27 protein-coding genes are annotated in these 26,697 nt (G+C 61.9%); 23 read left to right on the top strand and 4 right to left on the bottom strand.

Annotated features, from left to right (window positions below; translation table 11 throughout):
* Window positions 1-3: 3 nt before the first annotated feature.
* The 5 genes from FME97_RS06335 (at window position 4) to FME97_RS06315 (ending at window position 3,701) form a co-directional block, all read left to right on the top strand.
* Entirely contained in the window at window positions 4-1,032 is a 1,029-nt protein-coding gene (locus FME97_RS06335) for an asparaginase (protein WP_141428404.1), read from the top strand.
* 396 nt (window positions 1,033-1,428) lie between these two features.
* On the top strand, window positions 1,429-2,163 hold the full coding sequence (locus FME97_RS06330; RefSeq protein ID WP_141428403.1) for a MotA/TolQ/ExbB proton channel family protein: 735 nt from the start codon (window positions 1,429-1,431) through the stop codon (window positions 2,161-2,163).
* A 27-nt stretch (window positions 2,164-2,190) separates the two neighbouring features.
* Entirely contained in the window at window positions 2,191-2,610 is a 420-nt protein-coding gene (locus FME97_RS06325; RefSeq protein ID WP_141428402.1) for a hypothetical protein, read from the top strand.
* Window positions 2,611-2,621: 11 nt separating this feature from the next.
* On the top strand, window positions 2,622-3,227 hold the full coding sequence (locus FME97_RS06320; protein ID WP_141428401.1) for an ExbD/TolR family protein: 606 nt from the start codon (window positions 2,622-2,624) through the stop codon (window positions 3,225-3,227).
* A 3-nt stretch (window positions 3,228-3,230) separates the two neighbouring features.
* Window positions 3,231-3,701, top strand: a complete 471-nt coding sequence (locus FME97_RS06315) for an ExbD/TolR family protein (protein WP_374047068.1) — start codon at window positions 3,231-3,233, stop codon at window positions 3,699-3,701.
* A gap of 479 nt (window positions 3,702-4,180) precedes the next feature.
* On the opposite strand, the gene FME97_RS06310 is transcribed toward FME97_RS06315, so the two are convergent.
* Entirely contained in the window at window positions 4,181-4,780 is a 600-nt protein-coding gene (locus FME97_RS06310) for a ribonuclease HII (RefSeq protein ID WP_141428400.1), read from the bottom strand.
* Window positions 4,781-5,090: 310 nt separating this feature from the next.
* Here FME97_RS06310 and FME97_RS06305 point away from each other — a divergent pair, with 310 nt between their 5' ends.
* The 5 genes from FME97_RS06305 (at window position 5,091) to recJ (ending at window position 10,892) form a co-directional block, all read left to right on the top strand.
* A complete protein-coding gene (locus FME97_RS06305) occupies window positions 5,091-5,945 on the top strand; it encodes a hypothetical protein (RefSeq protein WP_232522841.1) in 855 nt (284 codons plus the stop codon).
* Between the two features lie 156 nt (window positions 5,946-6,101).
* A complete protein-coding gene (locus tag FME97_RS06300; protein ID WP_141428398.1) occupies window positions 6,102-7,028 on the top strand; it encodes an AraC family transcriptional regulator in 927 nt (308 codons plus the stop codon).
* Between the two features lie 434 nt (window positions 7,029-7,462).
* On the top strand, window positions 7,463-8,350 hold the full coding sequence (lipA, locus tag FME97_RS06295) for a lipoyl synthase (protein WP_141428397.1): 888 nt from the start codon (window positions 7,463-7,465) through the stop codon (window positions 8,348-8,350).
* Entirely contained in the window at window positions 8,347-9,117 is a 771-nt protein-coding gene (gene lipB, locus FME97_RS06290; RefSeq protein ID WP_141428396.1) for a lipoyl(octanoyl) transferase LipB, read from the top strand. Before lipA ends, lipB begins: the two co-directional genes overlap by 4 nt.
* An 8-nt stretch (window positions 9,118-9,125) precedes the next feature.
* Window positions 9,126-10,892, top strand: coding sequence for a single-stranded-DNA-specific exonuclease RecJ (recJ, locus tag FME97_RS06285; RefSeq protein ID WP_179954797.1), 1,767 nt, complete (start codon window positions 9,126-9,128; stop codon window positions 10,890-10,892).
* Between the two features lie 186 nt (window positions 10,893-11,078).
* On the opposite strand, the gene FME97_RS06280 is transcribed toward recJ, so the two are convergent.
* Both FME97_RS06280 and FME97_RS06275 read right to left on the bottom strand, forming a co-directional pair.
* Window positions 11,079-11,987, bottom strand: coding sequence for a BF3164 family lipoprotein (locus tag FME97_RS06280; protein WP_162502062.1), 909 nt, complete (start codon window positions 11,985-11,987; stop codon window positions 11,079-11,081).
* Between the two features lie 212 nt (window positions 11,988-12,199).
* Window positions 12,200-12,727 (bottom strand): nitroreductase family protein, encoded by a 528-nt coding sequence (locus FME97_RS06275; protein WP_141428394.1) that lies wholly within the window; start codon window positions 12,725-12,727, stop codon window positions 12,200-12,202.
* Between the two features lie 80 nt (window positions 12,728-12,807).
* On the opposite strand from FME97_RS06275, the gene FME97_RS06270 reads away from it, so the two are divergent.
* The 13 genes from FME97_RS06270 (at window position 12,808) to FME97_RS06210 (ending at window position 25,298) form a co-directional block, all read left to right on the top strand.
* The gene (locus tag FME97_RS06270; RefSeq protein WP_141428393.1) at window positions 12,808-13,647 is read left to right on the top strand and encodes an HAD family hydrolase; all 840 of its coding nucleotides are present in this window, start codon (window positions 12,808-12,810) and stop codon (window positions 13,645-13,647) included.
* 2 nt (window positions 13,648-13,649) lie between these two features.
* Complete coding sequence (locus FME97_RS06265) at window positions 13,650-14,222, top strand: hypothetical protein (protein ID WP_141428392.1); 573 nt, start codon at window positions 13,650-13,652, stop codon at window positions 14,220-14,222.
* Window positions 14,209-14,898 carry an ATP-binding cassette domain-containing protein gene (locus FME97_RS06260; RefSeq protein ID WP_141428391.1) on the top strand — a complete coding sequence of 230 codons (690 nt, stop codon included), beginning with the start codon at window positions 14,209-14,211 and terminating at the stop codon, window positions 14,896-14,898. The genes FME97_RS06265 and FME97_RS06260 overlap by 14 nt, the downstream gene beginning before the upstream one ends.
* 10 nt (window positions 14,899-14,908) lie before the next feature.
* Window positions 14,909-15,490, top strand: a complete 582-nt coding sequence (rdgB, locus tag FME97_RS06255; protein WP_141428390.1) for an RdgB/HAM1 family non-canonical purine NTP pyrophosphatase — start codon at window positions 14,909-14,911, stop codon at window positions 15,488-15,490.
* A gap of 17 nt (window positions 15,491-15,507) precedes the next feature.
* Entirely contained in the window at window positions 15,508-16,116 is a 609-nt protein-coding gene (gene folE / locus FME97_RS06250; protein WP_141428389.1) for a GTP cyclohydrolase I FolE, read from the top strand.
* A 278-nt stretch (window positions 16,117-16,394) separates the two neighbouring features.
* On the top strand, window positions 16,395-17,036 hold the full coding sequence (locus tag FME97_RS06245; RefSeq protein ID WP_141428388.1) for a DUF4136 domain-containing protein: 642 nt from the start codon (window positions 16,395-16,397) through the stop codon (window positions 17,034-17,036).
* 26 nt (window positions 17,037-17,062) lie between these two features.
* The gene (locus tag FME97_RS06240) at window positions 17,063-17,689 is read left to right on the top strand and encodes an outer membrane beta-barrel protein (protein ID WP_141428387.1); all 627 of its coding nucleotides are present in this window, start codon (window positions 17,063-17,065) and stop codon (window positions 17,687-17,689) included.
* Window positions 17,690-17,910: 221 nt separating this feature from the next.
* Entirely contained in the window at window positions 17,911-19,011 is a 1,101-nt protein-coding gene (locus tag FME97_RS06235) for a DUF4434 domain-containing protein (protein ID WP_141428386.1), read from the top strand.
* Window positions 19,012-19,014: 3 nt separating this feature from the next.
* Complete coding sequence (locus tag FME97_RS06230) at window positions 19,015-20,415, top strand: sugar porter family MFS transporter (protein ID WP_141428385.1); 1,401 nt, start codon at window positions 19,015-19,017, stop codon at window positions 20,413-20,415.
* A 30-nt stretch (window positions 20,416-20,445) separates the two neighbouring features.
* Window positions 20,446-21,612 carry a n-acyl-d-glucosamine 2-epimerase gene (locus FME97_RS06225; protein WP_141428384.1) on the top strand — a complete coding sequence of 389 codons (1,167 nt, stop codon included), beginning with the start codon at window positions 20,446-20,448 and terminating at the stop codon, window positions 21,610-21,612.
* Between the two features lie 19 nt (window positions 21,613-21,631).
* Window positions 21,632-23,434 carry an FAD-dependent oxidoreductase gene (locus tag FME97_RS06220; protein WP_141428383.1) on the top strand — a complete coding sequence of 601 codons (1,803 nt, stop codon included), beginning with the start codon at window positions 21,632-21,634 and terminating at the stop codon, window positions 23,432-23,434.
* 7 nt (window positions 23,435-23,441) lie between these two features.
* On the top strand, window positions 23,442-24,104 hold the full coding sequence (locus FME97_RS06215; RefSeq protein WP_141428382.1) for a GDSL-type esterase/lipase family protein: 663 nt from the start codon (window positions 23,442-23,444) through the stop codon (window positions 24,102-24,104).
* Window positions 24,105-24,110: 6 nt separating this feature from the next.
* On the top strand, window positions 24,111-25,298 hold the full coding sequence (locus FME97_RS06210) for an SGNH/GDSL hydrolase family protein (protein ID WP_141428381.1): 1,188 nt from the start codon (window positions 24,111-24,113) through the stop codon (window positions 25,296-25,298).
* A gap of 109 nt (window positions 25,299-25,407) precedes the next feature.
* Here the strand turns inward: FME97_RS06210 and FME97_RS06205 are convergent, their stop codons facing one another.
* Entirely contained in the window at window positions 25,408-26,664 is a 1,257-nt protein-coding gene (locus FME97_RS06205; RefSeq protein WP_141428380.1) for a hypothetical protein, read from the bottom strand.
* Window positions 26,665-26,697: the final 33 nt, after the last annotated feature.

Genomic DNA, 26,697 nt, shown 5'->3' with positions numbered 1-26,697 from the left:
GACATGCGCTCTTCCATCCTGATTATCTACACCGGCGGCACGATCGGCATGAAGACCGACGCCGAGACCGGTGCGCTGGTTCCCTTCGACTTCAGCGGCATCTACGACGAGTTTCCCTCGCTCAAGCGGCTCAACGTGGACATCGACGTGCTGACCATGTCGCCCGTGATCGACTCCTCGAACGTCGAGCCGTCGAACTGGGCGGCGCTGGCCGGGCTGATCCGCGACAACTACGCCCGCTACGACGGCTTCGTCGTACTGCACGGGACCGACACCATGTCCTATACCGCCTCGGCGCTGAGTTTCATGCTCGAGAACCTCGCCAAGCCCGTGGTCTTCACCGGCAGCCAGATTCCGATCGGCGTACTGCGCACCGACGGCCGCGAGAACCTCATCACGGCCATCGAGATCGCCGGGGCCCAGCGCGACGGCCGGCCCGTGGTCCCCGAGGTGTCGCTCTATTTCCAGAACCGGCTGTTCCGCGCCAACAGGACCTCGAAACGGAGCGCCGAGGCGCTCAACGCCTTCTGTTCCGACAACTATCCGCCGCTGGCCGAGGTGGGGGTGAACATCGCCTACAACCTCCCGGCCATCCTGCGCCCCGCCGCCCCGGCCGCCGAACTGCGCATCGCCACCCGCCTGGCCCGCGGCATCGCGCTCGTCAAGCTCTTCCCGGGGCTCGACGAGGAGATCCTGCGCGCGGCGCTCTCGGCCCCGGGACTGCGGGCCGTCGTGCTCGAAACCTACGGCGCGGGGAACGCCCCGACCTCCGGGTGGTTCATCCGCCTGCTGCGGGAGACCATCGCCCGCGGCGTGATCGTGCTGAACATCACCCAGTGCGGCGGCGGACGCGTCTCGATGGAGCTTTACGAAACCGGACTGCGGCTCCAGGAAACCGGCGTCCTCTGCGGCTGCGACATGACCTCCGAGGCCGCCGTCACCAAACTCATGTACGTACTCGGACTGGAACTCCCCCGCGAAGAGACCGAACGGCTGCTGCGGAGGCCCCTGCGGGGAGAATTTACGGATTGAACCGTTGCACGGAACAAAATTTTTTCCTATATTTCGCACTGCTAATGGACCCTTTTCGGGCCCCCTCGGGGGAGACGGACGGGCCTGCGGCAGGGCAAATAACTGATTGACTGATAATTGCACAAATCCGGAATTCCGCTTCGGGATTTGAGAATGCATAAGAAGGCGACATGCCCGGAACCGTGCGAAACGCAGAAAAGGCGTTCCGGCGGAAGGAGGAAAGTGTAAAATGACGAATTTTTAATAAAAAATAAACGGACCGGACGACCGGAGGGAAACCGGCGGGCACGGACCCTGCGGGAAAGCCCCGGACCGGAAGAGGGAAAAAAGAAGAAACCAGAAAAAACACAAACTAATAAAAATTCAACTAATCAAATCATTTATCTAAACACAACTATGAAAAAATTCCTTATTTCGTCGGTTGCCCTGTCCGTATTGGGAACCGTTAATGCGTTCGCGCAGGAGGCAGCCGCCGCAGCTGAAACTCAGGTCGCAGGCGAAAGCATGCACCACGTGATGATGCAGAAGTTCCTCGAAGGTGGCTGGGAGTGGATGCTTCCGGTGCTTCTCTGTCTGGTCGTCGGTCTGGCCGTAGCCATCGAGCGCGTACTCTACCTGTCGCTCTCGACGATCAACTCGAAGAAGCTCGTCGCCAGCGTGGAGGAGGCTCTGAAGAACGGCGGCATCGAGGCTGCCAAGGAAGTTTGCCGCAACACGCGCGGCCCGATCGCTTCGATCTACTATCAGGGTCTGGACCGCTACAACCAGGGTCTCGACTCGGTCGAGAAGGCCGTCGTATCGTACGGTTCGGTTCAGACCGGACAGATGGAGTCGGGTCTGACGTGGATCGGTCTGTTCATCGCCCTGTCGCCCATGTTGGGATTCATGGGTACCGTAGTCGGCATGATCCAGGCATTCGACCAGATCCAGGCTGCCGGCGATATCAGCCCGACGCTCGTTGCCGGCGGTATCAAGGTCGCCCTTCTGACGACGCTCTTCGGTCTTATCGCTGCGGTTGTTCTTCAGCTGTTCTACAACTATATCGTTTCGAAGATCGACTCTCTGGTAAACGATATGGAGGATTCGTCCATCACGCTGATGGATATTCTGACGGCTTACAACAAGAAATAATCCAACGCTAAAGATTCGAAAGCAATTATGAAAAAGATACTTAACATAATGCTGGGCATTCTGATGGTGATCACGGCGGTCCTTCTGGTCTACGCGATCGCCACCGGCGGCTCGGATGCGGCCATCAGCGCGAACCTCATGTGGAGCTACTTCCTCCTGGTGTTCGGCATTGCGGCCGCCATCTTCTGCGCCGTCTTCGGAATGATCCAGAACCCTGCGGGCATCAAGGGGACGATCCTCTCCCTGGCGCTTATCATCGTCGTAGTCGGCGTGTCGTACTTCATCGCCGCCGGCCACACGGTGAACATCGTCGACCTGCAGAACAACGATTTCTTCCCGCGCAGTGAAACCGTAATTACCGAAACGAGCGTCCTGGTGGCCTATGTCGCCGTGGTCGCAGCGTTCCTGACCGCCGTGGTGACGGAGATCTGGGGCGCCTTCAAATAATGGAGTGAACGATGGCTATTAATAAAAGAAAGGTACAGGAAATCAATGCCGGTTCGATGGCCGACATCTCCTTCCTGCTGCTTATCTTCTTCCTGGTGGCCACTACCATGAACACCGATACGGGTCTGATGCGTATGCTTCCGCCGATGCCTCCCGAGAACCAACAGCAGGAGGAGATCAAGGTCAAGGAGCGCAACCTGTTCCTGGTGCTCATTTCGGGTAGCGGCAACATCATGGCGGGAGTTCCGGGCAAGCAGGAGCAGATCGTGCTCGGCCAGTTGAAGGATATGGCCAAGGAGTTCATCACCAACCCGATGGACGACGAGAACCTGCCCGAGAAGGTCGATCGCGAGATCGACATGGCCGACGGCAGCAAATGGACCTATCCGGTAAGCGAAGGCGTCGTTTCCCTGCAGACCACCCGCGATACGGGCTATCAGGCCTATATCATGGTGCAGAACGAGCTCACGCGCGCGTTCAACGAAGTGCGTGACGACGTGGCCCAACGCAAATTCGGCGCAAAGTTCTCGGAGCTCAACGAGGATCAGCGCAATGCAGTGTCCAAAGCAGTGCCCCTGAAGATTTCGGAGGCCGAACCGCGTAACATAAAGAAGTAAGCTATGGCAGTAATGAAAAAGAAGGGCGACAAGAGTCTGCCCCCTATCTCGACCGCATCGCTTCCCGACGTGATCTTCATGATCCTCTTCTTCTTTATGGTCTCGACGACCATGCGCGATCAGGAGCTGCTGGTGAGATACAAACTTCCCGAAGCGACCGAAGTGCAGAAGCTGGAGAAGAAATCGCTCGTCAGCTACATCCACATCGGTCAGCCGACGCTGGCCATGCAGGCGCAGTTCGGAACCGCTCCGCGCATCCAGCTGAACGATTCGTACAAAACGACCCGGGACATTCTGGACTTCGTGGCCGCCGAGCGCGACAAGCTCAGCGAGGCCGACCGCGCTTCGATGACGGTGTGCCTCAAGGCCGACCAGTCCACGAAGATGGGTATCGTGACCGACGTCAAGCAGGAGCTGCGTCGTGCCAACGCCCTGAAGATTTCCTATGCGGCTGCCAAGTCGCTGGGTTATTGATCCGACCGGAAGAACTCTCAACGGAAAGAGCAGGCCGTTTCGGTCTGCTCTTTTCTTTTACCCGAAAGGCGCCTCGCCCCGTTCCTGCCACCGTCCGGACACGGAGGACAGGACGACGGTCCGGAACAATCCGGCACAATCCGGCACGGAAGGCGTCCATCCAAACCCGGGAACGGGCCCCCAAGGCCCCATACGATCCAATCGGAGCAACGCGGCGAAGGTCGAAACACTCCTCCAACAGCCGCGACATGCAGACACCCGGCAAACAAACCCCGAAAAACACAAGCGCCCCGCTACCGGAAGGTTCCGGCTCACAACAAAGATACGGACGGCAGAATCCGCTGTCCGAAAAGCCATCCGGCAGAAAATCCGCCGACAGAAAACCGTTCGGCGGGGCCCCGGCGGCGAAAGCACCCGGACGGCAAACGGCTTTCCGGAAGGGACCGTCCGTCTTCTTCTTCGCACGATGCCGGAGGACGTCAGAAACCGAACTCCAGTTGGTCGATTTCGTGGTTGAAGGTCAGGCGATGGTGCGGCGTAAGCCCGAACTCGCGGATCGCCAGCCGGTGCTGCCGGGTGGGATACCCTTTGTTCCGCGCCCAGCCGTATTGGGGAAACTCCTCGGCAAGCCGGTACATATATTCGTCGCGGTGCGTCTTGGCGAGCACCGAAGCCGCCGCGATGTCGGCGTATTTGCCGTCGCCCTTCACGATGCAGCGGAAAGGAATTCCGAGCCGTGTGCGGAACCGGTTGCCGTCGATGGCCAGAAACGCCGGCGCAGGATCGAGCCGCGCCACGGCCAGCGACATTCCCTCGAACGAAGCGTTCAGAATATTGATCTCGTCGATGCGTGCGGCCGATACGGCCTCGACCGCCCAGGCGACCGCCTCCCGTTCGATGACGGCCCGCAACCGGTCCCGGTTCCGCTCGGTCATCTGTTTCGAATCGTTGAGCTGCGGATCGTGGAAATCGGGCGGCAGAATCACCGCAGCGGCGAACACGGGTCCAGCCAGACAACCTCGCCCGGCCTCGTCGCATCCCGCCTCCGTCAGCTCGTACTGAAATTGATTCTCCAACATAGCGATGCAAAAATACACAATATTCCGGCATTTTTAGCTACATTTGCCACGATACGTCCATACCGTCATGAGATTCGACATCGCCCGACAGCCGCTCGTTCCGGCTTTTCTGACCCTCCTCCTGATTGCCGTCGTCGCAATGCGGGGAGCGGATCCGCACGCCCTGCCGGATCGGATCATCCCACCGACGACGGACTGTGCGGCGGCAAGCGGAACGGAAACGCCCCCGGTCGCGCTCCGGGAGCGGAACGATGCCCCCGGGACGGAACCTGCGGAGACGGAAAACGTCCGCCCGGGACTCGCCGTGCGGATGCCGGCGGTATGGTCGTCGCAATTTCAGCACAACCACCCGGGATGGGCCCGCTGGATCGGCGGACTGCTCCTGATCTTCGGCGGCATGTGCACGGGGAGACTCACCGTGCGCAACAACCTCTACTCGGTCGGAACCTGCCTCGCCATCCCGCTCTATGCCATCGCCGCCTGCGCTCCGGGATTCGGAGGAGACTTCCTGACCGCACTCGCGGGCGCGGCCCTGCTGGCCTTCGCCACCAAGAACTACTGCCGCTCGTTCCGCAACGGATACGCCTTCGACGCCGTGTTCCGGGCTTCGCTCTATCTCGGAACGCTGCCGCTGCTGCTGCCCGCGGCCCTGCCGCTGGCGGCCGCCCTGCCGCTGGCCGTGCTGATCTTCCGGCGGACGCTGCGCGAAGCGGCCGTGGCCTGCGCCGGGCTACTGCTGCCCGCCGCCGCGCTCTGCTACATCAACTGGGGAGCGGGCGGGGAGTTCTCCGCTCCGCTTTCGTATCTCGGGACCGCTTTCCTCGCCGGCAGACCGCTCGCGCTCTTCTCCGCGCTGCCCCTGCCGAACCTGCTGCCGACGGCCGCGATCGGAGCGCTCGGGCTGCTCGCCGCGCTGTTCGTCCTTTCGGACCTCTACGCCGTCGGCACGAAGCCCCGGTTCATTCTCATCTACAACATCGTTCTGCTGGCGCTGACCGCCGCCGTCCTCTGCGGCCCCGGCGCCGTACGGACCGACACGACGCTGATCGCCGTGCCGGCCGCCATCCTGCTGCCGTTCCTTTTCGTCCGGATTCACCGGGCCATCGTCTGGCCGCTCTACCTGATTTTACTCGCCTTTACCCTGATCTCATCCATTTTACAATAATCTATTTAGTCTGCATGATAGTCAAAACGGGCGCATTTAGTTAAATTTGCCTTTTTGTGCTATACGCTATGGTAGATTAAAAAGTTTTAATTGTATATTTGAAGTTGAACAAGGTGACGCAACGCTCTGTTCAAAAAAACTTAAATTACAATTAGCATGAAGAATTCAATGACTTCATCGGCACAACAGCCGATGATCGTGAAGTATTTAGAATCGCTTCACAACGGAATCCAATCCCAGATCCTCTCGCGTTACGCAATCGGTTACATCCTCCGCGGCACCAAATACATCTACGACGGGGATAAACGTCAGACACTTTCGCGCGGCGACGTCTTCTATCTGGGCATCGGCCACCACTATATCGAAAACGTGCCCGAAGGAGGACAACCCTACGAAGAGGTGCTCTTTTACTACACGCCCGGGGACCTGCAACGCATCCTCATGCACCTGAACATCACCTACGGGCTGAACATTTCGAACGAGCATTCGTGCGAAAACTGCCGCAACCGCACGCACGTCGCCATGCCCGCATGGAACTCGCTGCGCAACTTTTTCATCAATGCGAACAACTATCTGCGCGACGAGGAGTGCCGCCACGACGAGACCGGCGAGAGCATCAAGATGACCGAACTGATCTATCTGATCGCCTCGCACGAGGATTGCTGCATCAAGAGCAAACTGCTGAGCAACATCGACGCGGCGAAGGAGAACTTCGAACAGATCATCTACGACCACATCTTCAAGGACATCTCGATCGAGGAGCTGGCCAAACTCACCAACCGGTCGCTGACCTCGTTCAAGAAGGAGTTCCGCCGCCACTTCCAGATGCCTCCCCACAAGTGGTACATCCGCCAGCGGCTGATGCACTCGCGTCTGCTGCTGATCTCGACGTCGAAATCCGTCTCGGAGATCGGCAACGAGTGCACCTTCCCCAATACGTCGCATTTCATCAAGCTCTTCAAGAAGGAGTACCAGATGACACCCGCCACGTACCGCCACCGCCACCTCTCGACGCCGGACAGCGAACCGAAGCCGGTCATGCGACAGGTGCAGGAGAACGAGGCGATCCGCGAGGCGCTTTAATCAAAAACTTATAAATTCGTAGTTATTCAAAATTTTTAATTACGATTTGCGAACGGAGCACGCCCCGTTTTCGGAAAAACCTCCCGAAAAATTTGGTTTTTCGTAAAATTCGGATTACTTTTGTTTCAACGAATGTGGGATTCCCACTCTCATTAACCTAACTAACCTAACCAGAGAGGCCCGATACCGCCCGGTATCCGGCCTCTTCTTTCGTCCTCCGCCGCCGGCCGAATCCCTCCCGGAAGCGCATGGGAACGGGAAACCGCCGTCCCCGGCCGCGCACCGCTCCCGCCCCCTTCCGGGCCGTGCCGGGAAACCGGCCCGCCGACCGCCGCGCCCTTCCGTCTCCCGGCCGTGCAAGAAAAAGGGCCGATCACAAGGAATATCCGATATTTTTTCTTATTTTTGCATCAATTGGAAAATAATGAACTTAAATGCCGAAGTTTTATGACAGGGCGGACGCACTGAAAAAACCCGGATGGCTGAAGATCCGGCTCCACCGTACCCCGGAATGGGCCGAGGTGCGGCATATCGTCGAGAAGCACAGGCTGCACACGATCTGTAGCAGCGGCATGTGCCCCAACCAGGCGGAATGCTGGAGCCGGAGGACCGCGACCTTCATGATTCTGGGCGACATCTGCACGCGGGGCTGCCGCTTCTGCGCCACCCGAACGGGACGTCCCCTCGCCCCCGACGCCGGAGAGCCCGCCCGCGTGGCCGAAAGCGTCGCACTGATGAAACTCCGGTATGTCGTCGTAACATCCGTGACGCGCGACGACCTCCCGGACGGCGGCGCCAGCCATTGGGCCGCCACGGTGGAGGCCATCCGCTCGCAGAATCCCGACGCCGTAATTGAGCTCCTTATTCCCGATCTCGACGCCCGCCCCGAACTTTTGGACGCGGTCGCGGCGTCGAAGCCCGACATCATCGGGCACAACATCGAAACCGTCGAGCGACTGACCCCCGTGGTGCGCTCCAGGGCGAAGTACCGCACCAGTCTGGAGACGCTGCGCCACCTCTCGGAAGAGGGTGTCGTGACGAAAAGCGGACTGATGGTCGGACTCGGCGAGAACGATGACGAAGTTTTGCAAACACTGCGCGACCTGCGCGAAGCGGGCGTGCGTATTGTAACACTCGGTCAGTACCTTCGGCCCACTCTGGAGCACTACCCCGTAGCGGCGTACATCACTCCCGAAAAATTCGAATGGTACAGACTCCGAGCGCTGGAGATGGGCTTCAGCTATTGTGCGAGCGCGCCGCTGGTGCGGTCGTCGTACATGGCCGAAGAGGCTCTCCGGAGCGTGAAAGGGTTGCAGCGATGAAAGTCTCCTTCCGGGACCTCGGACAGATGGATTACAAAGCCTGCTGGGATTTACAGCAGACCCTGTTCGACAGCCTCACGGCCCGCAAGCGGCCCGCGGCCGATACCGTCCGGAACGCGACCGGAACAGAGTCTTCCGCGGCCGATGCCGCCCGGGAAACGGACGGAGCGGCGATCCCGGCGGAGGATGCCGGCACGATCCTTCTGGTGGAGCATCCGCCGGTCTATACGCTCGGCAAGAGCGGCCGTGCGGAGAACCTGCTCATCCCGAAGGCGGCGCTCGAAGCGATGGGCGCGAAGTTCTTTCACATCGACCGCGGCGGCGACATCACCTTCCACGGCCCGGGGCAGCTGGTCTGCTACCCGATTCTCGACCTCGAACGGCTCGGGATCGGCCTGAGGGAATACATCGCCTCGCTGGAGGAGGCCGTGATCCGCACGACGGCCCGCTACGGCATCGCCGCGGGCCGCATCGCAGGCGCTTCGGGCGTCTGGATCGGCGAGGGGGCCACACCGGACGGAGAGGGACGCCCGCGCAAGATATGCGCAATAGGAGTGCGTTCGTCGCGTTATGTCACCATGCACGGGTTCGCGCTGAACGTCTCGACCGACCTGAGGTGGTTCTCGCGCATCAACCCCTGCGGATTCACGGACCGCGGCGTGGCGTCGATCGCCTCGGAAACGGGACGCGAGGTCCCCATGAACGAAGTCAAAACACGGGTTTTGACCCATTTAAGCGAGATATTAAATGTTGAAATATATAAATAACAATTCGTATGCCTACAGAAAAACGCTGGGTAGTGAAGCCTCAGGGCGACCCCGCGACGGCAGCCATGCTCGCTGCCGCGCTGCGGATTTCGCCCGTGCTGGCCAATCTACTCGTACAGAGAGGCATAGACACCGTAGAAAAGGCGGACAAGTTCTTTAAACCCAACCTCGCGGACCTCCACGATCCGTTCCTGATGAAGGACATGGACAAGGCGGTCGAGCGGGTCGAGCGCGCCGTGCGCGACCACGAGAAGATCATGGTTTACGGCGACTACGACGTGGACGGCTGCACGGCCGTCGCGCTGGTTTACAAGTTCCTGCGCCAGATCGGGCACAAAAACCTGATGTTCTACATTCCCGACCGCTATACCGAAGGTTACGGCATTTCGGTCAAAGGGATCGACCTCGCGGCCCGCAAGGGCGTGGGGCTCATCATCGCCCTGGACTGCGGCATTAAAGCCACGGAAAAGGTTGTCTATGCGAAGACGAAGGGCGTGGATTTCATCATCTGCGACCACCACCTCCCGGCCGAGGAGATTCCCCGCGCCGTAGCCGTTCTGGACCCCAAGCGGGTCGATTGCTCCTACCCGTTCGACGAACTGTCGGGCTGCGGCGTGGGCTTCAAGCTCGTGCAGGCCTATGCGCAGCGCAACGGCATCCCCTTCGAGCAGATCCTGGACCTGCTGGACCTGCTCGTCGTGTCGATCGCCTCGGACATCGTGCCGCTCGTGGGCGAGAACCGCATCCTGGCCCACTTCGGGCTGAAGAACCTCAACCGCGAACCGTCGAAGGGGCTGCTGTCGATCATCAAGATCTGCGGACTGGACAAGCACAACATCACCATCGACGACATCGTATTCAAGATCGGCCCGCGGATCAACGCCGCCGGACGGATGCGGATGGACGAGAACGACGAGAACGCCTCGCCATCGGGCGGACATGCGGCCGTCGAGCTGCTCATCGAGGGCAACGAAAGCGTCGCCGAGGAGTTCGGCAACGTCATCGACTCCTACAACCAGGACCGCAAGTCGATCGACCGCTCCGTGACGCAGGAGGCGCACGACTACATCGAGCGCAACCCCGCGATGAAACAGCTCAAGAGCACGGTGATCTACAACCCGCGCTGGATGAAGGGCATCGTGGGTATCGTCGCCTCGCGCCTGATCGAGACCTACTACCGCCCGACGGTGGTGCTGACGATGAGCAACGGATTCGTGACGGGCTCGGCCCGCTCGGTTCCGGGCTTCGACCTCTACCAGGCCGTCGAGTCGTGCTCGGACCTCCTGGAGAACTTCGGCGGACACATGTACGCCGCGGGACTGACGATGCGGCCCGAAAACGTCGAAGAGTTCACGCGGCGCTTCAACGCCTACGTCGAGGAGAACATCGACCCGCAGATGCTCATGCCGCAGGTGGACATCGACAGCGAGCTGCTCTTCTCGGACGTCACGCCGGCCTTCCGCCGCGATCTGAACCGCTTCCAGCCCTTCGGGCCGGGCAACGTGTCGCCCGTGTTCGTGACCTACGGCGTGAGCAACCACGGCGACGCCAAACTGGTGGGCATGGAGCGCGAACACCTGCGCATGGACCTCATCCAGCGGCAGAAGCCCAACACGCGGCTGCAAGCCATCGCCTTCCAGCAGCCCACCCACTACGAGTGGGTCCGCTCGGGGCGTCCGATCGACGTCTGCTACCAGATCGTCGAGAACCACTACCGCGGCACGGTCACCACGCAGTTGCGCGTGAAGGACATCAAGCCGGTGCTGAACCGGTAAGACACCCGCCCCGGAGAAAGACCGGAGAAAGAAAGGAGGGGGAGAAAGGCGTATCCGAAGGGACATCCCGTCTTGGCGGCGGGGTGGCGTCCGGAACCGTCCCATACTACGTTTCCGCCCTGCCGCAACGAATTGCGGCAGGGCGGAAACGTATGATCCGGCACCGTTCGGACGGCGCGGCAAAGGTCATCTCCGAAGGGCCTCTTCTCCCTCCGAAGGAACGATCCGGCCCAGGAAGACGCGCGAGAGGTTGTCGTACAGTGCGGCGTAGATCGTCCCGTCCGCGCCCACGCACATCGCCCGGATGTTCCAGTCGGTCGTGATCCGCTCCAGCGCATGCCCGTCCCAGTCGAACACGGCGATCCGGTGGAATTGCAACGGCCGCCGTTCCACCGGGGTTTCGAAAAACTCCTTCACCCGAAGCTCCCCGTCGTAAGGAGCGTAAATCCGGTCCCGCGTGGCAAAAAGATCGACGAAACAATTCACCTCCCGCTCATCGAAAGCGAATGCCTCCCCCGTATTCACGTGCGGTTCGACCAGATAACGGGTCGCCAGCGGCTCAATTCCCCGCTCCAGGGAAAAAGTCTCCAAAATGCCTCCCGTCAGCGTCCCCACGGCCAGCCGGCGACCGTCCGGAGAGACGGCGAAAGGCGGAAGCCCGTAAATCCGCAGCAGAATCTCCCTGTCCACGGCCGGATACGTATCGTAACGGGAAACGACCCGATTCCCGGCATCCTTCAATTCGAGGCGGGAGATCGTCTCCGTATGTTCGTTCTTCACGACTGTACGGTTCATATAAAGCCGTTTCCCGTCCAGCGGAACGATCGCCCGGCAACAATCGGGCATTTCATAACGCTCCGTGGCGACCGCCGCGACACCCCGTGCAAGCATCGAGTCCGCATGGATCGTCAGTACGTTCCGCGCCCGGTAATCATAGCACGTGAAAACCCCGTCTTCTCCGAGATGCGCATTGAGGAGCGACACGGCCTCCCCCGGACCTCTTCCGTTCCGCACGAACCCGCACAACGGCTCTCCGCTGCGTTTGTCGAAGACATGAAACAGGAAGCCCCCTCCCGACCCCTGCACGATCAGCACCGGACCGTATTCCCATATATCGGTAACGTTCCCTACCGGCAGTTCGCCGGTCAGCAATTCGAACTTCCCGCTGCGTTCGCATCCAAACTCAGGCGGCGCATACAACGGACCTTCCTGCGAAGAGCACCCGCCAAGACACGATAAAACCATCGAAAAAACACGAATATTTTTCGACAGACCCATTGCATCAATAAAAGAAACGTTTTACCGCATCACAGCCGGATAATCCGCGCCTCGTCGTCCGCGGCAGGTAGCGGCGCGGGCCGGAAATCCGAATAACCCAGCGCGACGGCGCAGAGCGGCTCGCACCCTTCGGGAACCGGCAGGAACGTCCGCAGGTAGTCCGCGGCCCGCTCCCCCTCGGGATCGTCCTTGCGGCGGGGACGGCCGTCCACATGGACCCAGCACGAGGCGAGCCCCTCGTCCACGCAGGCCAGTTGCAGCACCGTGGCCGAAATCGCGGCGTTCACCCGCCACAGGTCGCTCGCCGCGGTGTCGCCCAGCACGACGACCGCCAGCGGCGCCCCCTCCATGAAGGCCGATCCGTAATCGCGCATCCCGGCCATGCGGGCTATCAGGTCGTGGCGGTCCACCACCAGAAAACGCGTCGAACGCGAATTGCGGGACGAGGGGGCCGTGAGGGCTTCGGCGAGGATGCGGTCCACGACCTCGCGGGGCACGGCGCGGTCCGAGAACCTGCGGACGCTGCGGCGTGCGGCCATCAACTCTTTGAACTCCATAATCGGTAGGTTTTAAGACTCTTTTTGCAAAAATAGTGAAAAAAGGGTATATTTGGAATTCCAAAAACAGGAGAATGACGATGGATTTCAGATTCACCATAGCCCTCATCTACGATTTCGACGGCACGCTCTCGCCGGGCAACATGCAGGAGTACGACTTCATCCCCGCCGTGGGCAAGAGCAACAGGGAGTTCTGGACCGAGGCCAACACGCTGGCCGAGAGGCAGGACGCCGACATGGTGCTGACCTACATGGCACGCATGATCCAGGAGGCCAAGTCGAAGGGGCTGTCGCTGCGCCGCGAGGCGTTCCAGGAATCGGGCCGCCGCGTGACGCTCTACAAGGGCGTCAGGGAGTGGTTCGCGCGGATCAACGCCTACGGCGCACGGCGCGGCATCCGCATCCTGCACTACATCAACTCCTCGGGGCTGAAGGAGATCATCGAGGGGACGGAGATCGCGCACGAATTCCGCAAGATCTACGCCTGCTCGTTCCTCTACGACGTGGACGGCATCGCCTACTGGCCCGCCGTGGCGGTCAATTACACCAACAAGACGCAGTTCATCTTCAAGATCAACAAGGGCGTGGAATCGGTCTTCGACTCGAAGCTGGTGAACCGCTACATTCCCGAAAACGAACGCCCCGTGCCGTTCCGGCGCATGATTTACGTCGGCGACGGAACCACGGACATCCCCTGCATGCGGCTGGTGAAGAACTTCGGGGGCCATTCGATCGCGGTCTATAACCCCGACCAGAAGGGGGCGCGGCGCGAGATGGCCTCGCTCATCCACGACAACCGCGTGAGCCACGTCTGCCCGGCCGACTACTCCGACGGCGCGGAGATGGACGTGCTGGTGAAGACGATCATCGACAAGATCGACCTCGACGACCGGCTCGAACAACTCGAAGCAGTGAAGTGACGATGAAGCCCCTCCGACTGCGATGGCTCCGCACGGCCCTGCTCGGCTACTCCCCGGAGTGGACGGCAGGCGTCCGCAGACATCCCGGCCTCGCCGCGGCGCTGCCCGCCGCGACGATCGGCTGCGCCTTCGTGCCCTATGCCGGATTTCCGGCGCTCGCGGCCGCGGCGCTGCTCTGCGCCGGACTGTACGCCCGCAACGAACCGTTGCCGCTCCTGCTGCTCTGCGAATGCAGCGGCGCGCGGCTGCTGGTGCGCAAAATCGGCACGGCATGGCGCAACTACTTCCTCGCCGCGCTCCCGGCGGCCGCGCTGACCGCCGCGCTCCATCCCCGGACCGCCTGGCTGGCGGCGCTCTGGCTGCCGTTCGCCGCCCTGCTGCTGGCCTATGCCGTACTGGCCAAATACGCCCGTTACGATCCGGCTATCCCCGAGACGCCGCTCCCCGCGGCCACCCGGCTGGGATTCGCCGGATTCCTCGTCCCGGTGTTCCTCCCCGTGACGCTCTGCCTCACGGTGAGCTACGCCGTGCGGGCCGAAAGCAACCTCGACCGCTACCTCTATGATTACGATTGACTCGCTCTCCGTCCGCCGCGACGGCCGCACGCTGTCCGACGGCGTGACCATGCACCTGGCCGAAGGGGCCGTGCACGGGTTTTCCGGCACGGACGACGCGGTGTGGACGGCGCTGTTCGACGCCCTTTTCGGGCTCGTCCGCCCGGACGCGGGCGGCGTCACCCGCTTCGGACGTCCCCTGCGGCGGAGCGAGACCGCCTATCTGGAGCGCAGGATACGCTTCTTCGACGGTCTGACGGTCCGCGACCTGCTCGACCTCACGGCCCGCCGCCATCCGGGTTCCGACCCCGAAACCTGCATCCGGCTGCTGGGGCTTCCTCCCGACCGGCAGTTGACCGCGCTGCCGGCCGCCGTACAGCGGAAGACGGCCCTCGCGGCGACGCTCATGCAACGCAAACCCGTCCTGCTGCTCGACGAACCGTTCGACGGCCTCGACGCGGAGAGCCTCGAAGCCGCCCAGCGGCTCATCCTGCGGCGGCAGGCCGAAGGAGCCACGGTGCTCGTCGCGTCGCGCCTGCTTCCGGCGCTCGAACCCGTCTGCGACGACATCCGCCTCACGGACGGCGGCCGCATCGCCGCCGAATACCGGCGCGGCGAATATGCCCGCGCCGGGCAGGAACTGGAGCGGCTCTTCGCCCTGCGCTACGGCGTGACGACTTCCGGAAAAATCAGTTAGAAAAACCGATATGAAGATCATCTTTGCAACCAACAACGCACACAAGCTCAAGGAGGTGCAGGCCGTTCTGGGCGACGGCTTCACGCTCGTGACGCCGCGCGAATGCGGCGTCACGGAGGAGATTCCCGAAGAGCAGGAAACCCTCGAAGGCAACGCTTCGCAGAAGGCGCACTACCTCCACGACCGCACCGGGTGCGACTGCTTCGCCGACGACACGGGCCTCGAGGTCGAGGCGCTCGGCGGCGCGCCGGGCGTCCATTCGGCCCGCTACGCCACCGACGGGCACGACTTCGCCGCGAACAACCGCCTGCTGCTCCGCAACCTGGAGGGCGTCGCGAACCGCCGGGCACGTTTCCGCACGGTCATTTCGCTGATCCTCGGCGGCGAGAAGCGCCTCTTCGAAGGAATCGTCGAAGGACGCATCATCGACCGCGAAACCGGACACGAAGGGTTCGGATTCGACCCGCTGTTCGTGCCCGACGGCTACGACCGCACCTTCGCGGAGATGACCACCGAGGAGAAAAACGCCGTCTCGCACCGCGCCCGCGCCGTGCGGAAACTCGCCGACTATTTGCATTCCATCGGGAAATAGGGTATCTTTGCCGCACTATGGAAGGCAGAAACTACACGAAGGAGGAGCGTTTCGACGCCGGCAGAGTCGAAGCCCTCAAGCACCACTACGCCGAAATCCTGCGGCTGCTGGGCGAAGACCCCGCCCGCGAAGGGCTGCTCAAGACGCCCGAACGGGTGGCCAAGGCGATGGCGTTCCTCACGAAGGGATACGACGAAGACCCGCTCGAGATCATCCGCTCGGCCACCTTCCGCGAGGAGTACCGGCAGATGGTGCTCGTCAAGGACATCGAGCTCTACTCGCTCTGCGAACACCACATGCTGCCCTTCTACGGCAAGGCGCACGTGGCCTACATCCCCAACGGCCGCATCACGGGCCTCTCGAAGATCGCCCGCGTCGTGGAGTGCTTCGCCCGCCGCCTGCAGGTGCAGGAGCGGCTGACGGTGCAGATACGCGACTGCATCCAGGAGGCGCTCGACCCGATGGGCGTGGCCGTGGTGATCGAGGCCAGCCACATGTGCATGCAGATGCGCGGCATCGAGAAACAGCAGTCGGCCACCACGACCTCGGCCTTCACGGGCGTCTTCCTCTCGAGCCAGCGCACCCGCGAGGAGTTCATGACGCTCATCTCGCACCGGTACCGGTAACCCGTCCCGAACCGAACCATACGGAAGCCCGCAATATCTTGCGGGCTTTTTCCGTTTGCAGGATGAATCCCGCCCGCGAGGGACGCTGCGGCGAAGTTCCTGCCGCCATGCGAGAGGATACGGCCCCGCGAAGACAAGGCACAGCCCGCGAAGGCCGGATTTAATATCTGAAAATCATCTCTTTATACGCAAAACGGGCGCAAAGTCCGATTCCACGCCATCGGGGAACAGAATTTGAAGCGACCGAAACGACAGTAAACCAACAAAAATCAAACAACATGATCGTCAAAAATTTACGCTACTCGGCAATCGCACTCGCGGCAATCGCGTTCTGCTCCTGCCAGAAAGAGCCCTCGACATCGGATCTCCACAGGGATTATCTGGTCTATACCGCCCGCGACACCGGGACGGACTTCGCCGCCATCGACACCTATTACCTGCCCGACAGCATCCTCATCATCGGCAACAGCGACCGGACCGAATACTGGAAGGACGCCGACGCCCTGCAAATCGTCGGCACGGTGGCCGACCGCATGGAGGAAGCCGGCTACACGCGCACCGACGACAAGGAGACGGCCGACGTCGGCCTTCAGTTGAGCTACGTGGAGAAGGTGACCTACTTCGTGGGGTACAACGACCCCTACTGGTGGTGGTACTACCCCTACTACTGGACGCCCGGATACTGGGGCGACTGGGCCGGATGGCACTACCCCTACAGCGTTTACTACGGCTACACGGCCGGATCGCTGCTCATGGAAATGGTCGATCTGGAGGCCGACCGGCAAAGCGGCAAGAAACTGCCCGTCGTCTGGGACAGCTTCATCGGCGGCCTGCTGACCCCCGACGCGGCCCTCAACCTGCAACGCACGCTCGACGCCGTAGAACAGGCCTTCGTGCAATCCCCCTATCTGGCAAAATAGTCCGAAATCCGAAAATTCATCCGATTATGAAAACAGCGAAATACCTCAAGACCATCGCCCTCTGCGCCGTTACGGCCTTCGCGGCCCTCCCGGGCAAGGCGCAAATATTCCCGAACACCTATATCAATGTCGATTGGCAGGCGGGCGTACCCCTCGGCGGCAGCTTCGCCGACAAAGCCTCGGGCTGGGGCATGAATTTCGAAGGCGGCTACTTCGTCACCCCGGCCGTCACCGTCGGCCCGTTCATCTCCTACCAGACCAACCTGGAGAAGATCCCGCGCCAGACGATCACGCTCGGCAGCGGCAACTCGTTGACGACCAACCAGAAGCACGCGCTGTTCCAACTGCCTTTCGGCATCGCGTCCCGTTACAACTGGTTAAAGGACAGCATCTTCCAGCCGTATGCCGGACTGAAGCTGGGCGCCAGCTACGCCGAAATGTCCTCGTATTACTACGTCGTCAAACAGTACACCGACACGTGGGGATTCTACCTCTCGCCCGAAATCGGCGTGAGCATCTTCCCCGACCCCGGCTACCGGCTCGGTTTCCACGTATCGCTCTATTACAGCTATGCGACCAACAGCGGCGACCTGCTGGTCTATTCGGTCAATAACCTCAACAACTTCGGCGTCCGCGTGGGTATCTCCTTCTGACACCGCCCGCGACGCCTCCGTCCGCACGCCGGCCCTTCGCATGAAGGGCCGGCGTTTTCCGTTCCCGGCGGCGGTCGTTCCCGTCCGGAGAACAAAAAAATTTTCTCATAATACAAAATAATACTACTTTATTATTTCATTGTAAATATATTTATTATATTTGCAGGGTATATAAACAAATTTAGCCACTAACCCGAGAACGCCTCGAAATACAGTTTTGTATGGAAATGTCGAACCGAAGAAATTTTCTTAAAAAAGTCGCCGTAGCCGCCACCTCGGCCATCGTCGCACCCGAACTGCTCCAAGCCGCCACGAAAGCCGAATCCGCTCTGTCACAGACGGCTGCGACCCAAGGCGCAGGCAACCTGATCGTCCCCAAAGAGGGCGGGCTCCGCATCACGGGCACGTTCCTCGACGAAATCTCGCACGACATTCCCCACCAGAACTGGGGCGCGAAGGAATGGGAGGCCGATTTCCGCCACATGAAGGCCATCGGCATCGACACGGTGATCGTCATCCGTTCGGGATACCGCAAATTCATCACCTACCCCTCGCCCTATCTGCTCAAACAGGGGTGCTACATGCCGTCGGTCGATCTGATCGACCTCTTCCTGCGGCTGGCCGAAAAATACGGCATGAAGTTCTATTTCGGCCTCTACGACTCGGGCAAGTACTGGGACACGCACGACATGACGTACGAGGTCGAGCACAACAAGTACGTGATCGACGAGGTGTGGAACATGTACGGACGGCGCTACAAGAGTTTCGGCGGCTGGTATATCAGCGGCGAGATCAGCCGCGCCACGAAGGGGGCCATCAGCGCCTTCCATGCGATGGGCAAGCAGTGCAAGGAGGTTTCGGGCGGGCTGCCCACCTTCATCTCCCCGTGGATCGACGGCAAGAAGGCCGTCATGGCCAGCGGCAGCAAGCTGACCAAGGAGCAGGCCGTTTCGGTCGAGCAGCACGAACGCGAGTGGGACGAGATTTTCGACGGCATCCACGACGTGGTGGACGCCTGCGCCTTCCAGGACGGGCATATCGACTACGACGAGCTGGACGCCTTCTTCACGGTGAACAAGAAGCTCGCCGACAAATACGGCATGCAGTGCTGGACGAACGCCGAGTCGTTCGACCGCGACATGCCCATCAAGTTCCTGCCCATCAAGTTCGACAAGCTGCGCATGAAGCTCGAGGCGGCCAAACGCGCCGGATACGACAAGGCCATCACCTTCGAGTTCTCGCACTTCATGTCGCCCCAGTCGGCCTACCTGCAAGCCGGACACCTCTACGACCGCTACAAGGAATACTTCAACATCCGCTGACCCATGGAGACACGCACCAATACGGGCTACGTCGCGTTCCTGTCGGTCGTGGCGGCCATCGGCGGCATCCTGTTCGGATACGACACCGCCGTCATTTCGGGTACGATCACCAGCGTCGAGACGCAGTTCGCGCTCAACGCCATGCAGGTGGGCTGGTACGTCGGCTGCGCGCTGATCGGGTCGATCGGCGGCGTGGCCGTGGCCGGCATCCTGAGCGACCGCTTCGGCCGCAAGCTCACCATGCTCCTCGCCGCCGTGCTGTTCACGGCCTCGGGCATCGGCTGCGCCGTCTGCGGCGACTTCACGCAACTGGTCATCTACCGCATCCTCGGAGGCATCGGCATCGGCGTGGTGTCGATCGTCTCGCCCATGTACATTTCCGAAGTGGCCGTGGCCCGGTGGCGCGGCACGCTCGTCTCGCTCTACCAACTGGCCATCACCATCGGCTTCCTGGGGGCCTACCTCGTGAATTTCCAGATTCTCAGGGCGGCCGAAACGGCGATCTACGACTCGCCGTGGATGCAACAGATCATGGTCACGGAGATGTGGCGCGGCATGCTCGGCAGCAACGCGCTGCCGGCCGTGCTGTTCTTCGTGGTGATCTTCTTCATCCCCGAAAGTCCCCGCTGGCTGATCCTGCGCAACCGCACGGAGGGGGCGCACGCCGTACTGCAACGCATCTACCGCTCGTCGGAGGCGGCCGACGGAGAGATCGCCTCGATCCGCAGCGCCGAAGCCGCGGCGCCGAAGTCCGAATGGCGGGCGCTGACGTCGCCGGGAATGCGCAAGGCGCTTCTGATCGGCGTAGCGATCGCCATGCTGGGGCAGTTCATGGGCGTGAACGCCGTGCTCTACTACGGCCCCACGATCTTCGAGGACGCGGGACTTTCGAGCGGCGATTCGCTCTTCTCGCAAGTGCTCGTGGGCGTGGTGAACATGCTGACCACCGTCCTGGCGCTCGTCATCATCGACCGCGTGGGCCGCAAACAACTGGTCTATTGGGGCGTGTCGGGCATGATCCTCTCGCTGCTCTGCATCGGCGTTTACTTCCTCGCCGGAGCCGCCTGGGGGCTTTCCCCGACCTTCCTGCTGGTCTTCTTCCTGGCCTACGTCTTCTGCTGCGCCGTGTCGATCAGCGCCGTGATCTTCGTGCTGCTCTCCGAGATGTACCCCACGCGCATCCGCGGACTGGCCATGTCGATCGCCGGGCTCTCGCTCTGGGTCGGAACCTACCTGATCGGCCAGCTGACCCCCTGGATGCTCGAGACGCTGACCCCCGGAGGCACTTTCCTCCTCTTCGCGGCCATGTGCGTCCCCTACATGCTCATCATGTGGCGCGCCGTGCCCGAAACCACGGGGCGTTCGCTCGAGGAGATCGAACGCTACTGGCAGCAGAGCAAATGAAAAACGCAGATAATTTTTAACCGCAACAATATGGATTTTCAACATTTGGCCGACCAATACCGGTCGGAACTCATGGACAGCGTACTGCCCTTCTGGCTCGAACATTCCCAGGACAAAACCTACGGCGGATACTTCTCCTGCCTCGACCGCGACGGAAGCGTATACGACACCGACAAGTTCATCTGGCTCCAGGGCCGCGAGGTGTGGCTCTTCTCGATGCTCTGCAACAAGGTCGAAAAACGCAAGGAGTGGCTCGACTGCGCCATCCAGGGCGGCGAGTTCCTTCGGAAATACGGACACGACGGAAAATACGACTGGTACTTCTCCCTGACGCGCGAGGGCAAGCCCATCATAGACCCCTACAACATCTTCTCCTACACATTCGCCACCATGGCTTTCGCACAACTGGCAATGGCGTCCGGAAACGACGAATACGCGCAGATCGCGAAGAAGACATTCGACCGGATACTCGAAAAACGCTCGAATCCAAAGGGTAAGTGGACAAAGGCTCACCCGGGAACGCGACCGATGAAGGATTTCGCGCTCCCGATGATCCTCTGCAACCTCGCCCTCGAAATCGAACAGCTCATAGACCCCAAACTCATCGAGGAGACGATCGACGTATGCCTCCACGAGGTAATGGACGTATTCTACCAGAAGGACCTCGGTCTCATCGTCGAAAACCTTTCCGCCTCGGACAACTCGCTGGTGGACTCCTTCGAGGGCCGCTCGATAAATCCGGGACACTCGCTCGAGGCGATGTGGTTCATAATGGACCTCGGAAAAAGACTCGGACGCCCCGAACTGATCCAGCGCGCCGTAGAAATAGCGCTCCGGACCATCGAATACGGATGGGACAAACAGTACGGCGGAATATTCTACTTCATGGACCGCCTCGGACATCCCCAGCAGCAGCTCGAGTGGGACCAGAAGCTCTGGTGGGTGCACATCGAATCCGCGATAGCCATGATAAAGGGATACCAGCTCACAGGAAACCAGAAATGCCTGGACTGGTTCGAAAAACTGCACCAATACATGTGGGAGCACTTCAAGGACCCCGAGTTCCCCGAGTGGTTCGGATACCTGAACCGGCGAGGCGAGGTCCTCCTGCCTCTGAAGGGAGGGAAATGGAAGGGGTGCTTCCACGTACCGAGAGGTCTGTTCCAGATATGGAAGATCCTCGAACAATGCAAATAAAACACCGGCGACACGACCCATGAAAACCACCCTCTTCGCGGCAGCCTTCGCGCTCGCCGCCTCCATCGGATTTTCCGCCTGCACCGACACGACCCGCCGCACGGTGGACGTGCTGGTGATCGGCGGCACGACCTCGGGCACTTCGGCGGCCATCGCCGCCGCCCGCGAAGGCGTTTCGACGCTCGTCGTGGAGCCGACGCCCATGCTCGGCGGCATGCTCACGGCGCAGGGCGTATCGGCCATCGACGGCAACGACGGCCTCCCCTCGGGCTTCTGGAACGAGTTCCGCGAGGCCCTGCGCAGCCACTACGGCGGCCCGGAGGCGCTCCGGACGGGCTGGGTGAGCGCCACGCAGTTCGAGCCGAGCGTCGCCGACAGCATCTTCAAGGCCAAAGCGGCGGCGGAACCGACGCTCGAAGTGATCCACGGCTACCGCCTCGTCGAGGTGTACAGGGAGGGCGACGCCGTGACCGGCGCCCGCTTCACCGACGACAGGGGCGGACGGCTGGAGGTCGCGGCACGCATCACGATCGACGCCACCGACCTGGGCGAAGCGCTGCCGCTCAGCGGCACGGCCTACCGCGTGGGCATGGACGCCCGCGCCGACACGGGCGAGCGGCAGGCGTTCGAGCAGGCCAACGACATCGTGCAGGACCTGACCGTGGTGGCGATCCTCAAGGACTACGGCGAAGGGGCCGACAGGACCATTCCCCGGCCCGAGGGATACGATCCCGCGGAGTTCGAGGGATGCTGCACCGCAGGCGGGAAACCCATGGACCCGGCCTACATGATCAAGTACGGACGCCTGCCCAACGGCAAGTACATGATAAACTGGCCGACGCACGGCAACGACTACTACGCGAACGTCGTCGAAATGCCCTACGAGGAGCGTATCGAGGCGCTGAAACCCGCCCGCGAGAAGACGCTCCGGTTCATCTACCACCTCCAGCACGAGCTGGGCTTCCGGAACCTCGGCATCGCCGACGACGAGTTCGACACCGAGGACGGGCTGGCCTACCTGCCCTACCACCGCGAAGGCCGCCGGCTGGACGGCGTGGTACGGCTGACGCTCGACGACGTCACGGACCGTTACGACCGCCCGGCGGCGCTCTACCGCACGGGCATCTCCGTCGGCGACTACCCCGTAGACCACCACCACGCCTGCTATCCCGGCTTCGGGAAGATCGACTTCCCGCCCGTCCCGTCGTTCAGCGTCCCGCTGGGGGCCCTGATCCCCGCCGGGACCGACAACCTCGTCGTCTCGGACAAGGCCATTTCGGTCTCGAACCTCATCAACGGCTCGACGCGCCTTCAGCCCGTGGTGCTGCTCACCGGACAGGCGGCCGGCACGCTGGCGGCCCTGGCCGTGAAGAAAGGGGTGACGCCGCGCGAAGTGCCCGTCCGCGAGGTGCAGCGCGCGCTGCTCGCCCGAAAGGCCTACATCGCCCCGCTGTACGACGTACGGCCCGACGATCCCGACTTCGAACTGTTGCAGCGCATCGCCGCCACGGGCATCCTGCGCATGACCGGCGAACCGTACCACTGGGCCAACCGTTCGTGGTTCTACCCCGAACGCACGCTCACCGTGGGCGAGTTCACGCAAGGGCTCCACGACTACGCCCCGCAGATCGACCCGACGGACGATCCGACTCCGCTCACCGCCTCCGCAGCCGCGGAGCTGCTGCGCCGCGCAGGCGGGCGGATCGACACCCCGGCCGGGGCGGAAGGTCCCGTCACGCGGCGCGAGGCGGCCCGGATGACCGACGCGGCCCTGCATCCGTTCGACCGGGCGATCGACTTCGAAGGAAACCTGAAAAAATAGACCCGCCATGAAAAAACTGCTTCTCCTGCTGCTGGCCGCAGCCGCCGCGACGAACGTCGCGGCGCAACCCGATACGCTGACCGTAAACAAGGACTACTACCCGCAGAAACGCAACGTCGAAGAACTGGTCCCCGTCACGCGGAAGAACATCGTGATGCTGGGCAACAGCCTGACCGAACGCGGCTTCTGGTCGGAATACTTCCAGACAGAGCGCGTGCTCAACCGCGGCATCGGCGGCGACTGCATCTCGGGTATGATCCACCGCATCGGCCCGATCGTCGAGGGACAGCCCCGCGCCATCTTCATCATGGGCGGAGCCAACGACCTCGTGTTCTCGAAAATCTCCGGCGAAAAGCTGCTCGAACAGTACGAACGGCTCCTCGGAATCATCGCCCGCGAATCGCCCCGCACGAAGATCTACATCCAGAGCCTGCTGCCGCTCAACGAGGCGATGAACGAGAAGTTCTTCAAGGGCAAGAACGCCCGCATCGCGGCCTTCAACGCCCTGCTGCGCGACATGGCCGCCCGCCGCGGGCTGACCTACATCGACATCTGGAGCGACATGCAGCGCGACGGCATCCTGCCCGCGGAGTACACCTTCGACGGCATCCACCTGAAGGCCGACGGCTACCGGATTTGGATCGAGAAGATCCGCCCCTACATCAAATAACGCGTCATGCGACGGACGTATCTCGCGGCGCTCCTCGCCCTGTTCCACACCGCAGCGGGTTCTTTCGGCGGAAGTCCCGCCTTCGCGGAAAACGGCGCCTTCACCGGGAATGCCGCCGGCGGATTCCCGGAGGCCCGGGAGACGCTGCCGCACGAATCCGCCGCCGCGGAAACGCTCCGATTCACTCCGGCGACAGCGCCGGAAATCCGATTCGTGGGACGCGCCGCACGCTCCGACGACGGCGCGCTCTCGTTCGACTGGAGCGGGGCCTACTTCTCGTTCCGATTCGAGGGTACGCGGTGCGCCATGCGGGCCGCGGACTCGAAACGGAATTACTACAACGTATTCGTGGACGGCAAACCCCATGGAAAGGTCACTGCAGAGGGACCGGCGAAGACCATCGTGCTGGCCGAAGGACTCCCCCACGGTGTGCACACCGTACTCGTACAGAAACGAACCGAGGGCGAGCAGGGACGCACGACGCTCTTCGCTGTCGGTTCCGACGGGCCCCTGCTCGATGCGCCCCAGGCCCCGGGCCGGCATATCGAATTCATCGGCGACTCGCACACCTGCGGATACGGCACGGAGGGCAAATCCCCGAAGGAGCCCTTCACGCCCGAGACCGAGAACTGCGACCTGGCGTGGGGTTGCATCATCGCACGCTACTTCGACGCAGACTACACGCTCATCGCACACTCCGGGCAAGGAATCGTACGCAACTGGGGCGACGAGAAGGAGGTCTCCGACTGCACCATGCGCGAACGTGTCGCACGCACCTTCGACATGGAGGAGACGCCCCTCTGGGACTTCGCGCAGTACCGGCCCGACATCGTGGTAATCAAGCTCGGAACCAACGATTTCAGCACGGGAACGCCCTCCCGGGAGCAATTCGACGCCTCGTTCGGCGAAATGCACGCCCTGCTGCGCCGCCGCTACGGCGACGTGCCGATTCTCTACGTCGTGCCACAGAACTGCGACGCCTACTACGACTACCTGCGGGCGACGATCCGGACGCTCGGAGACCCGAATCTGCACGCCGTACCGCATCTGGCGCCGATCAACGACCAGACCGACGACCTGGGCGCGGGCTACCACCCGAACCTGCGGGGACAGTGCAAGATGGCCGCGGCCGTCATCCCCTACATCGCGACGCTCGCCGGCTGGCCGATGCCGCAGGACCGGCCGATCCGGTAGCGCGGCATCACCGGACATCCGGACGCGGCACGCACGGACATCAAAAAGAGCGGCGGCATCCCCGAAAGGGATGCCGCCGCATCGTTTGCCGGAAATGCGTCGGTACGCATCATTCGCCCTCCGCGCCGTCTTCTCCGCCGAAAAGCAGCACGCACCCGCCGGGACCTCCCGCCGAGAGTCGCAACGCGTTCTTCCCGGAGGCCTCCACACGCAGGTCGCCGTTGGCGTCGAGCAGATCGAACCGCCGCGCGTCGAGCCCCGAAGGCAGCTCCAGCATCCGGCTGCAGGCGACCCGGACATCGAGGAACAGCGCCCGGCGTCCGGCGACCGCCCCTTCGTAGCAAAACAGGCCCGCATCGTCCGCCAGAGGTTCGGCGAACCACGTGTAAACACCCCGCCAGGCGATTCTGTCGCCGTTCTCGAAGCGTTTCCGGGAGATCAGCTTATGATAGCTCTTCGCCGAGGAGTTGCCGATGAAGACAATGTCGCCGTCGCCGAGCATCCCGTGGTCCCCCAGCCCGCCGGGCAGCAGGAACGAGGACTGATAGGCCGAAGCGTTCCGCTCGACGAACCGCCGGAACTCGGGATAATCCCCCTTGAGGAACTGCGACACGCCGGACTGCACGGTCCAGTCGGTGTAGGCTCCGCCCGAAGTGAAGGTCTGCGTCTCGTTTGCGAACATGGACTGCATGCCGTAATAGGTCTCTATCGTCACGGGCGCCGTGTTGCAGAAGAGGTGCGACGCCGAAACCTCGATATTGCGCCCCTCGATGCGGTAATGTACCGTCTCGCGGCACAACGGGTCCCGGAGCTCTCCGTCCTCGAGCGGCCGCGAAGGGTCCAGAATCACATTCACGACATCGACCGTCACGGAATCGGCCAGCAGGGTGACGTCGCCCGTAACGGGCCGGTCGTTCGCCCGGACCGAGAACCGTTCGTTGTAGGCCGTGCGGACCTTCTGCCCCTCCTTGTAGCTGTGGTTCGCCCCGCACCAGCCGTACCCCGAAACGGCGAACGGGCCGATATTGTCGCTGAAAGCCAGGTTCAGTTCGATTTCGGGTTCGCGCGAAGGGTCCCGGATCGGCTCGGACGCCGTATTGCGGACGATCCCCACGCGGTAGAAAGTATACAGTTCGTTGAACATGCAGCGCTTGAACCAGTACACGATGTCGCGCTCGCCGTCCATCTTGGCGGCTATATAGAGGTTCTCGCCGCGCGTCTTGACACGCATGTTCCCCGACCCCGCATCCTCGGGAGGCGCCGGAGGCGGAGGGACCGGCGCCCCTTCGTCATCGCCGCCGCAGGCCGCTGCGGACGACAGACACCCCAGCAGCAGGAAATAACAGACAAATGCTTTGATTTTCATCCTTCGTCGTTTTTCAGGAAAGCGATGCGCCCG

Source organism: Alistipes dispar (assembly GCF_006542685.1).
In the GTDB taxonomy this organism is placed as follows: Bacteria; Bacteroidota; Bacteroidia; order Bacteroidales; family Rikenellaceae; genus Alistipes; species Alistipes dispar.
This window is presented reverse-complemented; position numbering and strand designations above follow the sequence as displayed.

Coding starts and splice junctions, on each gene's coding strand:
- FME97_RS06335 (WP_141428404.1), top strand. CDS start 4: ATGCGCTCTTCCATCCTGATTATCTACACCGGCGGCACGATCGGCATG.
- FME97_RS06330 (WP_141428403.1), top strand. CDS start 1,429: ATGAAAAAATTCCTTATTTCGTCGGTTGCCCTGTCCGTATTGGGAACC.
- FME97_RS06325 (WP_141428402.1), top strand. CDS start 2,191: ATGAAAAAGATACTTAACATAATGCTGGGCATTCTGATGGTGATCACG.
- FME97_RS06320 (WP_141428401.1), top strand. CDS start 2,622: ATGGCTATTAATAAAAGAAAGGTACAGGAAATCAATGCCGGTTCGATG.
- FME97_RS06315 (WP_374047068.1), top strand. CDS start 3,231: ATGGCAGTAATGAAAAAGAAGGGCGACAAGAGTCTGCCCCCTATCTCG.
- FME97_RS06310 (WP_141428400.1), bottom strand. CDS start 4,780: ATGTTGGAGAATCAATTTCAGTACGAGCTGACGGAGGCGGGATGCGAC.
- FME97_RS06305 (WP_232522841.1), top strand. CDS start 5,091: ATGCCGGCGGTATGGTCGTCGCAATTTCAGCACAACCACCCGGGATGG.
- FME97_RS06300 (WP_141428398.1), top strand. CDS start 6,102: ATGAAGAATTCAATGACTTCATCGGCACAACAGCCGATGATCGTGAAG.
- lipA (WP_141428397.1), top strand. CDS start 7,463: ATGCCGAAGTTTTATGACAGGGCGGACGCACTGAAAAAACCCGGATGG.
- lipB (WP_141428396.1), top strand. CDS start 8,347: ATGAAAGTCTCCTTCCGGGACCTCGGACAGATGGATTACAAAGCCTGC.
- recJ (WP_179954797.1), top strand. CDS start 9,126: ATGCCTACAGAAAAACGCTGGGTAGTGAAGCCTCAGGGCGACCCCGCG.
- FME97_RS06275 (WP_141428394.1), bottom strand. CDS start 12,727: ATGGAGTTCAAAGAGTTGATGGCCGCACGCCGCAGCGTCCGCAGGTTC.
- FME97_RS06270 (WP_141428393.1), top strand. CDS start 12,808: ATGGATTTCAGATTCACCATAGCCCTCATCTACGATTTCGACGGCACG.
- FME97_RS06265 (WP_141428392.1), top strand. CDS start 13,650: ATGAAGCCCCTCCGACTGCGATGGCTCCGCACGGCCCTGCTCGGCTAC.
- FME97_RS06260 (WP_141428391.1), top strand. CDS start 14,209: ATGATTACGATTGACTCGCTCTCCGTCCGCCGCGACGGCCGCACGCTG.
- rdgB (WP_141428390.1), top strand. CDS start 14,909: ATGAAGATCATCTTTGCAACCAACAACGCACACAAGCTCAAGGAGGTG.
- folE (WP_141428389.1), top strand. CDS start 15,508: ATGGAAGGCAGAAACTACACGAAGGAGGAGCGTTTCGACGCCGGCAGA.
- FME97_RS06245 (WP_141428388.1), top strand. CDS start 16,395: ATGATCGTCAAAAATTTACGCTACTCGGCAATCGCACTCGCGGCAATC.
- FME97_RS06240 (WP_141428387.1), top strand. CDS start 17,063: ATGAAAACAGCGAAATACCTCAAGACCATCGCCCTCTGCGCCGTTACG.
- FME97_RS06235 (WP_141428386.1), top strand. CDS start 17,911: ATGGAAATGTCGAACCGAAGAAATTTTCTTAAAAAAGTCGCCGTAGCC.
- FME97_RS06230 (WP_141428385.1), top strand. CDS start 19,015: ATGGAGACACGCACCAATACGGGCTACGTCGCGTTCCTGTCGGTCGTG.
- FME97_RS06225 (WP_141428384.1), top strand. CDS start 20,446: ATGGATTTTCAACATTTGGCCGACCAATACCGGTCGGAACTCATGGAC.
- FME97_RS06220 (WP_141428383.1), top strand. CDS start 21,632: ATGAAAACCACCCTCTTCGCGGCAGCCTTCGCGCTCGCCGCCTCCATC.
- FME97_RS06215 (WP_141428382.1), top strand. CDS start 23,442: ATGAAAAAACTGCTTCTCCTGCTGCTGGCCGCAGCCGCCGCGACGAAC.
- FME97_RS06210 (WP_141428381.1), top strand. CDS start 24,111: ATGCGACGGACGTATCTCGCGGCGCTCCTCGCCCTGTTCCACACCGCA.
- FME97_RS06205 (WP_141428380.1), bottom strand. CDS start 26,664: ATGAAAATCAAAGCATTTGTCTGTTATTTCCTGCTGCTGGGGTGTCTG.